The sequence below is a fragment of the Bacteroides stercoris ATCC 43183 genome, assembly GCF_025147325.1.
Lineage (GTDB): Bacteria > Bacteroidota > Bacteroidia > Bacteroidales > Bacteroidaceae > Bacteroides > Bacteroides stercoris.
Genome location: NZ_CP102262.1, coordinates 2,466,139 through 2,480,708 on the forward strand (window position 1 = coordinate 2,466,139; position 14,570 = coordinate 2,480,708).

Here is a 14,570-nt window from a genome sequence, read left to right on the forward strand (position 1 = left end):
AGGATGACGGGCGGTATTACTGTTTCGCGCTAAAATTCTGTTCTATGTTCTGTTCTCTGTGTATCAGGTTCACTTGTACGCCGAACTTCTTGTTGAGGTGTTCGGCAAGGTGTTGGGCCGAATATACGGAGCGGTGTTGGCCGCCTGTACAGCCGAAACATACGGACAGGTTGGTAAATCCCCGTTCCATATACCGTTTCACGGATGCATCTACCAGACCATATACGTGTTCGAGGAATACGGCGATTTCCCCATCCTCTTCAAGGAAGCGGACAACGGGCTCGTCGAGGCCGGTGAAAGGCTTGTAACGTTCGTATTTGCCAGGGTTGTTTACGGCACGGCAGTCGAATACGAAACCGCCGCCGTTGCCGGAAGAATCTTCGGGGATACCTTTTTTATAGGCGAAACTGGTGACTTTTACTACTAGGCGACGCTTTTGCAGGTCGTCGGTGAATTGTTTCAGTTCGGTCAGCCTGTGCAGGACTTTACAGAGATACGGATATTCGGGGTAAGGCTCCTGCAACAGCTGGCGCAGGTTTTCAATGGCGAAAGGCACGCTTTGGATGAAGTGGGGCTTCTTCTCGAAGTAACCGCGGAAGCCGTATGCGCCCAATACCTGCATGGTGCGGAACAGTACGAAATGACGGAGTTGGGCATAGAAATAGCTTTCATCTACCGGCTGGTATTTGCGCAGGGCTTCGATGTATTCTTTCAGAAGTTCTTGGCGCAGGCTGTCGGGATAATTGGCCTTGGCTTGCCACAGGAATGAGGCCACGTCGTAGTAGACAGGTCCTTTGCGTCCGCCCTGAAAGTCGATAAGCCAGGGTTCGCCATCCTTAATCATTACGTTGCGGCTTTGGAAGTCGCGATACATGAAAGTAGCGGAACTGCTGCGGAGAAGCACGTCTGCCATTTTCTGGAAATCATCTTCCAGGCGGTCTTCCTGAAAATCCATGCCCGTTGCCTTGAGGAAACAATACTTGAAGTAGTTCAAGTCCCACAGAATGCTACGACTGTTGAACTCAGCCTGCGGGTAGCAGTAGGAGAAGTCCATGCCGTCGGCTCCGGCAAATTGCACGGCGGGTAGCAGGCGCATGGTCTTACGAAGCAATTGCTTCTCCTCTTCATCGAATACGCTTGTCTTGCGTCCTTTTTCGATGGCGTTGAACAGAAGCGTATCTCCCAAATCTTCCTGCAAATAGTAAATATCGTCTTCGGAACGGATAAACACTTCGGGCACGGGCAATCCTTTTCCGCGGAAATGCTCTGCCATATAGAGAAAGGCACGGTTTTCCTCAACGGATTCGCCGCTTACCCCTATCAATGTAGGCGTACCTTTGAGGCGGAAATAGCGGCGGTTTGAGCCGGAAGAGGGAAGTTCGTCGATGGCTTCGGGTTCGTGCCCGGTATGTGTGATGTAGAGTTTTTTAAGTTCTTCGGTTATCATAGCGTTTTTTATATTTGGCAGCTAAGATAAGACTTTTACCGGATATATTATTACCTTTGTCCGACAAAATCCATAACAACCCTTTTATACTTCATATCTTATACCCTAAATAACATGCGTCACGTTTCTCAGTTTCTCATAGCAGCCCCCACATCGGGTAGCGGAAAGACCACCGTAAGCCGCGGACTAATGGCTTTGCTGACACAAAAAGGATTGGCGGTACAGCCTTTTAAATGCGGTCCGGATTATATCGATACCAAATATCATGCGGCTGTATGCGGACGTGCATCCATTAATCTGGATACGTTTATGGCTTCCGGTGAACATGTGTGCGAACTCTATGCACGTCATGCCGTTTCTGCGGATATTTGCATTGTGGAAGGGATGATGGGAATGTTTGACGGATATGATCGCGACCGGGGCTCTTCGGCGGAGATAGCTCAGTTGTTGCAACTTCCAGTCGTGCTGGTGGTGGATGCCAAGTCTGCCGCTTATTCAATGGCTCCTTTGCTGTCGGGATTCATCCATTTTCGTCCGGATATACGGATTGCGGGGGTGATATTCAATCGTGTAGGGTCGCCCCGCCATTATGAAATGCTCAGGGAAGTGTGTGCCGAGATAGGCATAACCTGTTTGGGGTATCTTCCAAAGGAGAAAGTGCTGGAGCAGGAATCACGTTATTTGGGACTTGATTTCAGTCGATCCAAAGGCACGGATGCCATAGGTATTCTGACAAGGTTATTGGAGCAATGCGTGGATTGGAAACTGCTGCTGGCGAAGACGGCGGTTCCGTTGCGGGAAACGCGGGAAAGGGATAGGGAGTTTGTCGGCGGTAGGAAACCGGGCAACCTGCGTATCTTGGTGGCACGTAACGAGGAGTCTTTCTCTTTCATTTATGAAGAACATTTGGAGATGTTGCGCGGAATGGGTCGTATCTCTTTCTTCGATCCGGAAAAGGATGTCCCCATAGCGCAGGACACCGATTTGTTGTACTTGCCGGGCGGGTATCCAGAAAAACATTCCGTGACGCTTGCCGGAGCCCGTCAGGTGAAAGAATCCGTTCGGGAGTATATAGAGCGCGGCGGAAAGACGCTGGCAGAGTGTGGCGGAATGATTTACCTTTCGTATGCCATAGGTTATGACAAACGGGAGCATGAGAGTGGCGGCAGCGGGTTCGACAGAATGGCGGGTGTGTTTCCTTTTTATATCTCCAATGAGAGTGAATATCGAAAATTGACATTGGGGTATCGTAGCTTCGACTATAAGGGGCAGCGTTTGCGGGGGCACGAGTTTCATTATACGCAGTTCGGCAAGTCGGGGACGGCTCCCGATGACAGTAAGAAAGAGCTGTATATGCCGCCTACCGTCGTGCAGGTGTATAATGCCAAAGGGCAACCGGTGAACACGCCCGTATTCCGCTACAAGAATACGATAGCAAGTTACACGCATCTTTATTGGGGTGAAACGGATATAATGAGTTTATTTGAATAAGCATACGCTGAAAGATGAAAAAAGTATATACCCGTACGGGAGACAAAGGAACCACCGGCATTCATGGCGGAGCGCGTGTTCCCAAAGATGATATTCGCATCGAGGCAAACGGCTGTTTGGACGAACTGAATGCCGTAATAGGAATTGTACGTTCCATGCTTCCTGCCGAAGACAATTGGCAGGAACTGCTGCATACCATTCAAAGAGAACTGATGGTAGTGATGAGCCATGTAGCTACGCCCGATGGCGTGTTGAACCCCAATTTTCTTTCTGCCGCCGAACTGACCGTACGCTGCGAACAGGAAATGGATGCCATGACTGCCGGACTGAAGGAGAACGGCTATTTTCTTCTGCCGGGCGGTACGCCTGTTTCTGCGCACCTGCATTTTGCCCGCACAGTGGCAAGGCGTGCCGAGCGACGCTTATGGACACTGCATCGCCAAGCTCCGCTGAATGAGGATATTTTGCGTTTTGTGAACCGTCTGTCAGATCTCTTCTTTGTCATGGCGCGTACGGAGATGCAGCGGCAGGATTGGCCGGAAGAGAAATGGCAGGAATTTGCTTATAAGAGGAAAAGACTGTAAGTTTTTCTTAATTTCCGGGTGCTGATTTGTTAACAACAGCGTATTCCTATTAAACCATGTTATAAGTAGGACCACAGTCCTCCGATAATTTGGAGATTCCCGAAATGTCCGTATATTTGCAATGTGTTTTTCATAGTATTAGATTTAAGGTTAACAAAAAGATTGGCTGTCTGGGATAGATAGCCTTTTTTTATGCCTCTATATCACCTGTCTTTATGTTACTTCGTTTATAGACTCTCCTTGTAGTGTACACCGCCCACGCACCGTATATGATTACTTGTATCCACAGCGTCAGCATCTGAGGCCAGATGTCGGCAAGGCTGCCGCCCATTGAATTTAATTTTACGAAAGCGAGTACTGCGGGGGCCACAGGGAAGACGTAATGCGCCGCTTGCCAGTACCAGGGCATCAGTTCCAGCGGGTAAGACACGCCGGAAAGGAAGATGTAACCCACAGAAAAGAAGGCTATCATCAGCAGTGGGGCTTCGGAGTCGGTAAACCAGCGGGACACGGCAAGCGCAAAGAAACTCGTGGCAAGCAGGAAAGGAATCATCATAGTGACAATGTCCCAACCGCTTCCTATATTGGGAATGCTGAAAATATGCGGCAGCAGTCCCAACAGGAACATGGAGAACACAACATACAGCATTACATATACGAAGGTTCTTCCCGATACGATGCACAGCATATCTTTCAGGGAACGGGCTTTCATGCTGTAAACGCCTTCCCGCTGCTGTTCTGCTTCTTCGCCGGTAAGCATGGCAATCACCATCAGCATTGTCTGGAAGATGATGACAATCATTACGGCGGGAATCAGGTAAGAACCGTATCCTTCGGTGTAATTGTAAAGGGCCGTTCCCGATACGCTGACGGGAGTGGACGACGCAACGGCCAACAGACCTTGCGGCGGCAGGAATACTGTTCCGGTACGCCGGTGGGTATCGTTTACGGCAAGCATCACGCGCGAGCTTGCTTCTTGCAATCCCTTGAAGTTGAGGAATGCGTCCGTGGCGGCATACAGGGTGAATACGGAAGTCTCGCCGCGCGCTACATGCGTCTCGAAGTCGGAAGGAATGTAGAGTATACCGGTAACCTCGCCTTTTTTCATCCACTTGCGGGCTTCGAGGATATTGGGCGTTTGGGCATAGACCGAAGTCTGCGGGGCGGCATCCAGCCATCGTACGTACTCCCGGCTGAGTGCGGAGTGGGAGAGGTCTACTACGGCAACCGGTGCTTTGCGTACCAGATTGGGAGCATACATATAGTTGTAGAGTAAGCCATAAAGGAAGATTCCCCCTGCCAGCACCAGCAGGATGGCGGGATTGGTGGCAATGGCTTTCCATTCGTGGCGGATGACATTGCTCAGGGATGCTTCCGTGCCGGGCGATGCACCGGATGATATACCGGACTGTATATCGGTCGCTGCAATGCCGGACAATGCTTTGTCTCCGATATGGAGAGTTTCTTCGCTTTCCTTCCTCCTCAGTATCCACCACTTCAATAAAGGCAGAATCAGTATGGCCAGCAGCAGGAATACCAGTAGTACAGCCACCGATTGCCAGAAATAAGCAAACCCCGCACCGAAATAAATCATAGCCTGTGCCGCTTCGGTGAAGTGCCGTACCGGAAACAGGTAGGACGCCGCATGCACCGGTGCATACATTGCCGTTACCGGAAATGTCACTCCCGACAGTGTAGCTCCCAAAGAGCCTACCATTGACACCACGCTGATGATATAGGCTATCTTGGGAAAGATAGAGAATATCAGCACCGCCAATGCCTGCGTAGCCATGATAAACAGTACCGTTACGATGTTCATCAGCCACAAGCTGCCTTGAAACGGTATGTTCATCAGTCCGAACAACACGTAGTTTGCCAGTATGCCTATAACGGAGAACATAACGGTGTAGGGCAACAGCTTTCCTGCGACGGCAGTCAGCATATCGGCATTCCGCAGATTAGCCGGGTCTTTTCCTGCGGGTGTGGCAGCCCCCATCCATTCTTGCGTTGTCCCGAACTTGAATTCGCTGCCTATGGCATACACCGTTACAAGTAGAATCAGTATCTGGAATAGAACGAAGAAAAACGGCTGGCTCAGATAGATAGAGTAATCCATATCCGGATTATAAAGCGGATGCGTATTGGCTTCTACCGGAAGAAGGAACGTCTGTATCTGTTCCTGCCCCACACCCAATGCTTCAGCCTGTACAACGATGGGCGACAGTGCTACGGGGGCGAGTGTGGTTTCAAATGCTGCCATCAGTTCGCTTCCTACCGAAAGAAGGGCGTAATGGTAATAGTAAGTCAGCGTTGCACCCGTCCCGCTGACTGTTTTCTGCTCAAACTGCGGCGGGATGGACAAGTAGCCGTATATCTCCTTCCGTTGCAATGCCTGTCGTGCAGAGGCTTCGTCCGTAAAGTGCTCCGTAACCCGGAAAGTAGGTGTGGCGGCAATGCGCCGTGCTATGGTACGTGAGGCTGCCGTATTATCTTGGTCTACAATGCCGATAGGAATATTCTCCATCTGTCCGTTTCCGAAAATGGTAGCCATAAAGAACAGGCAGAACAAGGGCAGGAGGATGCACACGCTGAAATAGAGACGGCGTGAGGTGATACGGTGACATTCGCGGAAGAGGACATTATATAATAAGTTCATAATAGGAAATTTGTATGGTGAGATGATTGGCGTTTCAACTCTGAACGGTATCTATTTGGGTGATGACAGACTTTTTTCAAATAGGGTGATGACGGATTTTTTAGACATAAGAACAAATAAGAAAACATTAGCATATGTTATAATCATGAATATGTTCTTTTGTTCTTATGCCTAAAAAAAGATTGTCCGGTTTCCCTTCTTTCCTTTTTATACTTTATTTACGATTGCTGACATTCCCGGTCTAAGCCCTTCCACCGCTTGTACAGGTCGTGCATGTATCTCGAACGTCTGCATATCGTAACTGCCTGTCTGCTTGGTCGATTTCCAAGTGGCGAAACTTCCCAGCGGACTGATGTAATAGATGCGGAACTCTATGTCTTTCTTGTCGAGGGCAGGAATGTCCGCTTTGAAAGTGCCGCCCATTTTGAACTGTGGCATCAGGTCTTCCCGGATGTTCAGGACTACGTGTGCATCGCTCATCACCACCAGGCTCATGATAGGCGTGCCCGGAGCCACCAGCTCGCCGCGCTTGGGAAAGATAGTGGCTATCTGTCCGTCTTCGGGAGCAGTGAGCCTGGAGTCTACAAGAAGGGCGGAAACTTCATCCACCGTGCTGCGTGCGGCATCTACAAGGCTACGTGCGGCAGCGCGGTCTTCGCTTTGCGCGCCGTCCACAGCCATTTGATATTGCTGGTATGCCGCGCGTTCGGCAGCTTGTGCGGCTTTGTACATGGCTTCTACTTCGTCCTTTCGTTGCGAAGTAACCACACTGTCTTTATAAAGGGTGAGGATGCGCTGATAGGTGGTTTGGGCAAGCGTCAGGTCGCTTTGCGTCTTATTCCAAAGCTGCAAGGCTGTAGCGATAATCTGCCTGCGCGTTCCGGCATCAATCTTTTTGTTCTGTTCCTGCGCCACCTGTTCCAAAGCATTTACCTGACGGTATTTGGCTTCGATAGTGGGACTGTTGATGACAACGAGCGTGTCACCCGCTTTTACCCAATCTCCCTCTTGTACGAGGAAAGAATCTACACGCCCCGGCAGTTTTCCGCTGATGCGTATCTCCGTGGCTTCTACCTGCCCTTGCAGCACCATTGGCTGCCGGCTCATAAGTGACATTCCGATAACCGATACTCCTACGGTAACGATTAATACGACGATGAATGCGATGCTGATGGTTTTGTTGCTGATATTCATTTAATTTAAGTATAAACTATAAAGTACGGTGTATCCAAATACACTTGTTGTTTCTTTTTAGGTACGGATTATACGGAATAAGGAAAATCTGTGTTTTCAGTGTAATCCTCATTGCACAGCCTGTTTCTCAATTTTTAATTCTCAACTCTCAAATTACTAAGTTTCCCGAATTCTTCCGGCGTGCCGCAAAGCGCCAGCAGATTCATCAACGCCACGTCATACTCGTAATAGGCTGCCAGTCGGGCCACGCATACGGTTGCCAGCATCGTTTCTGAATCTATTACTTCGGTGCTTGTTGCCATGCCTTCAGTGAACGATTTCTTGCGGATGCGCACTAACTCTTCGCTCAGTTCTATGGTTGTGTTCAGGGCACGAACGTTATCCTGTGCTTTCTGCATCTGCGTATAGAGTTTGTCGATACCCACACTTAAATCGTCTTTGGCTTTTTCCTGCCCTATGGAGAGGGTCTGTTGGGTTATCTTGGATTGGCGTATCCGTTTTTCCCGTGCCAGACCGTCAAAGAGATTCCAGGTGAATCCTACTCCTATCATGGTGCGGGGGATGAGGTTGCTTTGGATACCGTGGGCATATAGCGTCTGCTTGCCGAATACGGCGATGTCCGGCAGGTAGCCGCTCTGTTCGATACGGAGCTGTTGTTTGGCTATATGCGATTGCAACTGCAATTGGTTAACGGTATAGTTCTCGGTTTGCATGGTTTGCAGGAACTCCTCTTTTGCAGGTAGCACGGCGTTTATGAAAAGCGGGGAAACGGGTTGTATGCTGCAAGTATCCCTTATGTTGAGCAATGTACGCAAAGCGTTTTGCAGAACGGCTGCTTCCTTTTGTGAGGCTTCCAGCGAGCGTTGCGCTTCGTCCATGTTCACTTGCGCAAAGAGGCGTCCGGCCTTGTCTATCATTCCGGCGGCTTCCAGTTTCAAGGCATTTTCGTAATGACGTTTCAGACTGTTGTAGGTATCTTGGCGTACACGCACCACTTCTTGTGCCAGACGCAGTCCGAAATAACTTTCCGCCAAGAGGACACGCTGCGTGGCGTCTGTCTGTTCGCGGTTCTCGCGGGCGATGTCAATCATTGCGTTTCCTATCTTGCCGGCACGGATGCGCTTTCCACCGGAAAACACGATCCATTCGGCGGTCAGGCCTACCGTACTGAGGTTACGGGGTGCGAGCGGAAAGGCGAGGGTGTGGCTGCCTATCTGGTCGAGGATACTGCTGATAAATTGGTCGTCCGGTACGAGGTTGTGGACAAAGTCTTTGGCAGGGTCGGTAAATTGCGACAACGGTTGCTTCACTTCTATCTTTTCGGACAGGTGTACGAATGTGCCCGCACCTTGCAGGCTCGGATACCAAAGGGCGTTTAGCTTGTCACGTTCCGTTCGTGCGGCTTCGATGTCCTTGTCGGCTATCTTCAGGCTGCGGTTTCCCTGCTGCATCTGCCGAAGGGCATCATCGAAGCTCAGGGAGAGGATTTGCGCCGTTGCGGAAACACTTGCTCCCAAGAAGATGATGAGTAAGATTTGTTTCATATATTAAGTTTTTCGTTTAGGTTGGAATAATAGTCTTTCAAACACTCTTTGCGAAAGATTGTTCGTTCGTATATTGCATAAAAAACTAATAAAGCAGATTTATGAATGAAGTAGAAACAAAAGATGTGGGCACAACGGATTTGTCTGCCTACATGATGAAAGTGATTGAAGAACTAAGGCGTGACAGGAAGCCGCCGGCAGTACATATCTATGCCTGTACGCTCCGCTCCTTCATCCGCTTCTCCTGCAGCGGGGAGGAGGAGTGCTCCATGCCGATGCAGGAAGTCTTCACACCCGGTCGCCTGAAAGAGTACGAACAGTGGATGCTGCTCCGTAAACTGACGCAGAACACCATATCCACCTACATGCGTACTTTGCGTGCCGTTTACAACCGTTGGATGCCGCCCGGCACGGCGGAGCACAATCCGCGACTCTTCGACGATGTCTATACCGGTGTGGTGTCGCAGACCAAGCGTGCGCTCACTGCCCGCCAGATGGAACAGTTGCTGGAAGCCGACCTTTCCAGTCTTTCTCCACAGCAGCAGGCGGTACTTGCTTATTTTCTGCTGATGTTCTTGCTCCGCGGCATGCCTTTCATAGACCTTGCCCATTTGCGCAAGCGCGATATGCAGGATGGCAGGATAACCTACAGCCGTCATAAGACGGATAAGCCGATAACGGTACGCATTCCCCGTGAGGCTCTTGTGCTGATAGCGAAGTACGCCGACAGGCATTCTGCATCGCCCTACCTTTTCCCCATACTCGATGCGAGGATACGGGACGGCTGGCAGTCGTACCGCAATTATCAGGATGCCCTTCGGCATTTCAATTGCAAGTTGGGGCAGGTGATGAGCCGCTTGCTGCCCGGTGTACGGGTCAGCTCATACACGGCCCGGCACACATGGGCTACACTTGCTTTCCATAGCGGACAGCCGGTGGGGATTATCAGTCAGGCTTTGGGGCATTCGTCCCTGCGGGTGACGGAAACCTATCTCAAGCCTTTCGGCAATGAGCTGGTCGATAAGGCAAACAGGCAACTGATAGCTTCCGTTAGAAAATGTAAATGGAAAAATGAAACAGGGTATAGGGCAGGATTATAAGCCGGAATTACTTATCAAGTAACGGTATCGTTTACGTCGTAAATATATGCTTATTTTTACCAAATGCCAATCAATTGTTAGAGAAAGTTTAATTAAATCTTGTATTTAGTCCCGAAACCCGTAAATCCCACCTTATAATATATATATTGCCCCGTTCGTATTCCGTATAAGGTATACGACCCCCTTTCCCCGCTTCGGATGTAAAAGCGGAGCCGGAACTTCGATGGTTGAAAGACAGGAATTATAGCGGTGGCAACGGTTGGTTCATGTGTGGATTCCATGAACTACACAGTCTTCTTTTCGTTTGCCGGCCGTTACTTGATAAGTAATCTACAATCAATTCCCATATTTATTAATTAAAAGACAATCAACATGATGAAGACTAAAATTTATGCACTGTTGTTCTTTCTGACAGTAGCAATGTCCGGATGTGATAACGAGTACGATGACACCGGTATCCGTACACAGATTGCCGAAGTCACAGATCAGGTGAAAGCCTTGCAGACCTTGACCGAAGCTTTGCAAAACCGTGATTACATCCTTTCGGTAGTACCCACTACCGTGGAAGGAGTACCCGGTTACCTCATCACTTTTGCCCAGGCAGAGCCGGTAACCATTCTTTGCGGAACTTCCGTAATTGCTGCGGTGGATACTTCACATGGTGATTGCGTGGTCTTTACGCTTGCCGACGGAACAACGACCATTACACTGCCCCGAAGCAATGCCGTCACCATCGGACTCGACGGTTACGATGTATTATATTGTACCGCTTCCAGCTTGGATATCCCATTGCTGTTTCCCTCTACCTTGAAATCCGGTGATTATACATCCATTGCAGCTACCGTCACCAACGATAACGGTACGGGGACGGATATACAAACCCGTGCTTCTGCCGGTACGAACGGTGTTTGGAAGGTGGACATAACCCAACCGGCTTTTGGTGATGACGGAATGATTATTCCCAACAGCTCCAAAGTTACGCTTACTCCGCCAAAACATGTAAAGCTTTCCGATACCGCTATTCTGAAAGTGACGTTGGTAGATAAGAAAGGTATGGAGACAACCGTTACACGTCCCATTAAGTATTCCACTGTTGCTGCTGTAACCTCTACTGCCGGAAATCTGAGCAGTGTAGCTACCGACGTGGAGCTGGCTGTGCTTGTCATAAAAGGTAGTGTGGATGCTACCGACCTTGCCTATATCCGCAATACCCTTACCAAACTCGAAGTGCTCGACCTCTCCATGACGGATATGGTTACCCTTCCCGGTTGGGGATTGGGCTTTCATCCGGATGACGGTTATCAGCCTAATACAACATTGAAAGAAGTGATGCTTCCCGCAAGCCTTGTTACCATCGGTAAATCTGCATTCCTCAATTGCCGGGCATTGGATTATGTCGATACCGGCAATGCTGAAACAATCACCGAATATGCCTTTGAAGGATGTAGTAACCTGCGTGAGGTCATCCTGTCCGAAAAACTGAAAACGGTAGGTAATTGTGCTTTTAGAAATTGTGTTTCCTTGTCGTTGATTGATATTCCGGGAAGTGTGGAAACACTGGGCCGTTGGGTGTTCGAGAACTGCGGAAACCTGCAGAGTGTTGTCTTGCACGAAGGTGTACAATCCTTGTCTGAAAGCACTTTCTACGGATGCGGCATCCGTTCTGTCAGCATCCCCTCTACCGTGACTGCCATCCCCAATTGGACTTTTCAAGACTGCAAGTATCTGGAGCATGTGAACTGGCACGACGGCATTACCTCAATAGGTGAGGCGGCTTTTAACCGTTGTACTTCGCTCCGGAACATAAGGATTCCTGCCGGAGTAACCTCCATAGCAGATGATGTGTTCAAGATTAGTATTTAGAGCCTTATAACTAACCATAACTTACTACGACTAACTAAACATAAAACCTTGATTTTCAATACTCTTTGATTTTTAACACTTTCTGAGTGCTTTTTGGCAGTTCCCGATTTTCCACATATTTTTGCAGCGTATTTCTACCGTGGAGAATTTGCGGAGCTTTTATTTTGTCATATCGTGAACGTAGTTGACAAGGGTTTACGAGTGGTTACGATGAAGGACAAAATTGAAGCTGATAGGCAAAAAGCGTTATATCGTGGACTGGGTTGACAAAGGTTGTCAATGGTTCACTTCCGTTTACTCCATCGATGGAATACTCAAAGTATGTAGAACATAGCAATATCAAAGAGTATGAGACCGACAAGAAAATGTGAATTTTGTGGCAAGACATTCGTGCCAAGAAGCGGTATGCAGAAATACTGTTCCGAGGAATGCCAGGCAGAGGCAAAACGTCTTAGGAAGAAAAGACAGCAGGACTTGATTAACGGTATTGAGCCAATCATGGATCTGCAACATCAGGAGTATCTTACTTTCTCAAAGGCAGCCATTCTGATGGGATGCACCCGACAGTATATCTACAAACTTGTGGCTAACGGCAAGTTGAAGGCATCAAGATTGAGCAGCAGAATGGCATTCGTTAGAAAGGCTGATATAGAGAAGATGTTTGAGGGTCATCCCTACAAGCGTGTGGTTCCTGCCAGCAAGAGCAAGCTCTGTAAAAAGGCAAAAACAGAAAAGCCAACACAAAACCAGGAACCAATAAAAGGGAAAGAGGAGAATGAGGTGCTTGACTATTATTCGGGTGAGGAAGTGATGTCCATTTATAAGGTCAAGAAGTCTTGGCTCTATACATCCGCCAAGCGCAACCAGATACCGATGTGCCGTATCGCTGGCAAGAACTATTACAGCAAACGACATATTGATGAATTCTTCGGTACTGCCGTTGATCTCAACAGTATCACGGAATGGGTGACTGCTGATGATGTAGAGGATGCTTTCAGCATGAGCAAGTCGGCACTCAGGGCATACACCTACCGCCATAAGATACCCACCAAACGTGAGTATGGTCGTACCTATTATTCCAAGGAACATCTTGAAGAACTGCGCAGGACTGACCTCATGAACGATGACAGCTATTATACCACCGAACAGGTGCAACAGTTGTATGGTCTGACAAGTGCCAACATCTGCCATATCGTGAGAGTTCACCATATCAGCAAGGTAAAAGTGGGTGTAAAGAACCTGCTTTTGAAGACGGATGTGGAGCGTGCAATGGCAGAAAGGGCAGCAAAAGGACTGTGATTTCAAGTGATTTCATCATTATCCATCAATGACTGCAAATAATGGGAGTCACGGAAGTATCATTCAGTTATTTTGCAGCCGTGAAGAGACACTTCACCACGAATAATCATCAATAATACATATCAGTTATGAGTAACATTTGCAAGACCGTATCATTGCGTACACGCAAAATCAAGGACGGACACATGCTGTCCTATTATCTTGACTATTATCCAGGCTATCGTGACGAGAGCACGATGAAAGTCATCCGCCATGAGTCGCTTGGCATCTACATCTATGCCAAGCCGAAGAACCAGACGGAACAGAAGTACAACCTCAACCTTACGACAAGAGCCGAGGCGATACGCTGCCGTCGCTTTGAGGCTATCGTCAACGAGCGTTATGATTTCTTCGACAAGGAGAAGATGAAAGGAGATTTCCTCGCCTACTTCAAGAAACTGGCAGACAAGAAGAACTCCAAGTGGCAGCACGTCTATATGCACTTCCGTACCTTCACGCAAGGCAAGTGTACCTTCGGGGAGATAAACGTGGATTTGTGCAACAGATTTCGTGAGTATTTGCTGACAGCACCACAGGGATTGCATAAGAACAGAAAGCTGCATATCAACTCGGCAGCCAACTACTGGTCAACTTTCCGTGCTTCAATCCACATAACCTATCGTGACCGCAAGATAAAGGAGAACCCGAACGGTTTCTTGGAGCGTATCGAGACAATCCCGACTGACAAGGAGCATCTTTCACAAGACGAGGTTATCCGCTTGGCATCCACTCCATGCTCCGCCCCTGCATTGAAGCGAGCCTTCCTGTTCTCCTGTCTTACTGCATTGAGAAAGAGCGACATCAAGAAACTTACTTGGGAGGAGATACAGCCATACGGCAGCGATGGTGTGATGTATGTCACCACTCGAATGCAGAAGACAAAGGACATTGTGCATAACCCCATCAGTGAGGAAGCCCTGGAACTGATAGGCTATTCACCAGATAAACGTGGCAAGGTGTTTCCTGATTTCAAAGACTCCATGACACAGGCACCGCTGAAGAATTGGTTGAAAGATGCAGGGATTACCAAGCATATCTCCTATCATTGCTCACGCCACAGCTTTGCCTGTCTCCAGTTGGACGCAGGAACCAGTATTGCCGTAGTGCAGCGTTATCTCGGTCACAAGAATGTGGCAACGACAGAGGTGTATGCCAAGATTTCCGATGCTCAGAAGCGTGCTTCGGTTGGCTGCATCACCTTGAAGAAGTAACCATTTGACAATAACACACAGAAAAGGACTGTTGGAATGATAGTGTTCCAATAGTCCTTTTCTCATTTTGTTGGTTCTATTTGTGGTTGTGGATAGAACCAATTCGACAAATACATCCTAATTTCTATAGATATTGAAGAGG

10 protein-coding genes are annotated in these 14,570 nt (G+C 48.7%); 6 read left to right on the plus strand and 4 right to left on the minus strand.

What is annotated here, in order from left to right; all coding sequences use genetic code 11:
* Positions 1–16: 16 nt before the first annotated feature.
* Positions 17–1,447, minus strand: coding sequence for a RapZ C-terminal domain-containing protein (locus NQ565_RS10100; protein WP_005653292.1), 1,431 nt, complete (start codon positions 1,445–1,447; stop codon positions 17–19).
* Positions 1,448–1,561: 114 nt separating this feature from the next.
* Between NQ565_RS10100 and NQ565_RS10105 the strand changes: the two genes are divergently transcribed.
* Positions 1,562–2,938: a cobyrinate a,c-diamide synthase gene (locus tag NQ565_RS10105; RefSeq protein WP_005653290.1), complete on the plus strand. Its 1,377-nt coding sequence runs from the start codon at positions 1,562–1,564 to the stop codon at positions 2,936–2,938.
* Between the two features lie 14 nt (positions 2,939–2,952).
* Positions 2,953–3,522: a cob(I)yrinic acid a,c-diamide adenosyltransferase gene (locus NQ565_RS10110; RefSeq protein ID WP_005653289.1), complete on the plus strand. Its 570-nt coding sequence runs from the start codon at positions 2,953–2,955 to the stop codon at positions 3,520–3,522.
* Between the two features lie 190 nt (positions 3,523–3,712).
* Here NQ565_RS10110 and NQ565_RS10115 read toward each other — a convergent pair whose 3' ends face one another.
* From NQ565_RS10115 to NQ565_RS10125, 3 genes are all read right to left on the minus strand, one after another.
* The gene (locus NQ565_RS10115) at positions 3,713–6,073 is read right to left on the minus strand and encodes an ABC transporter permease (protein WP_005653287.1); all 2,361 of its coding nucleotides are present in this window, start codon (positions 6,071–6,073) and stop codon (positions 3,713–3,715) included.
* A 312-nt stretch (positions 6,074–6,385) separates the two neighbouring features.
* On the minus strand, positions 6,386–7,372 hold the full coding sequence (locus NQ565_RS10120; RefSeq protein ID WP_005653284.1) for an HlyD family secretion protein: 987 nt from the start codon (positions 7,370–7,372) through the stop codon (positions 6,386–6,388).
* A gap of 134 nt (positions 7,373–7,506) precedes the next feature.
* Complete coding sequence (locus tag NQ565_RS10125) at positions 7,507–8,916, minus strand: TolC family protein (RefSeq protein ID WP_005653282.1); 1,410 nt, start codon at positions 8,914–8,916, stop codon at positions 7,507–7,509.
* Between the two features lie 101 nt (positions 8,917–9,017).
* On the opposite strand from NQ565_RS10125, the gene NQ565_RS10130 reads away from it, so the two are divergent.
* From NQ565_RS10130 to NQ565_RS10145, 4 genes are all read left to right on the plus strand, one after another.
* On the plus strand, positions 9,018–10,016 hold the full coding sequence (locus NQ565_RS10130; protein ID WP_005653279.1) for a tyrosine-type recombinase/integrase: 999 nt from the start codon (positions 9,018–9,020) through the stop codon (positions 10,014–10,016).
* A gap of 372 nt (positions 10,017–10,388) precedes the next feature.
* The gene (locus tag NQ565_RS10135) at positions 10,389–11,879 is read left to right on the plus strand and encodes a leucine-rich repeat domain-containing protein (RefSeq protein ID WP_005653278.1); all 1,491 of its coding nucleotides are present in this window, start codon (positions 10,389–10,391) and stop codon (positions 11,877–11,879) included.
* 348 nt (positions 11,880–12,227) lie between these two features.
* On the plus strand, positions 12,228–13,178 hold the full coding sequence (locus NQ565_RS10140; RefSeq protein ID WP_040315584.1) for a helix-turn-helix domain-containing protein: 951 nt from the start codon (positions 12,228–12,230) through the stop codon (positions 13,176–13,178).
* Positions 13,179–13,306: 128 nt separating this feature from the next.
* The gene (locus NQ565_RS10145; RefSeq protein WP_005653273.1) at positions 13,307–14,428 is read left to right on the plus strand and encodes a site-specific integrase; all 1,122 of its coding nucleotides are present in this window, start codon (positions 13,307–13,309) and stop codon (positions 14,426–14,428) included.
* Positions 14,429–14,570 lie beyond the last annotated feature (142 nt).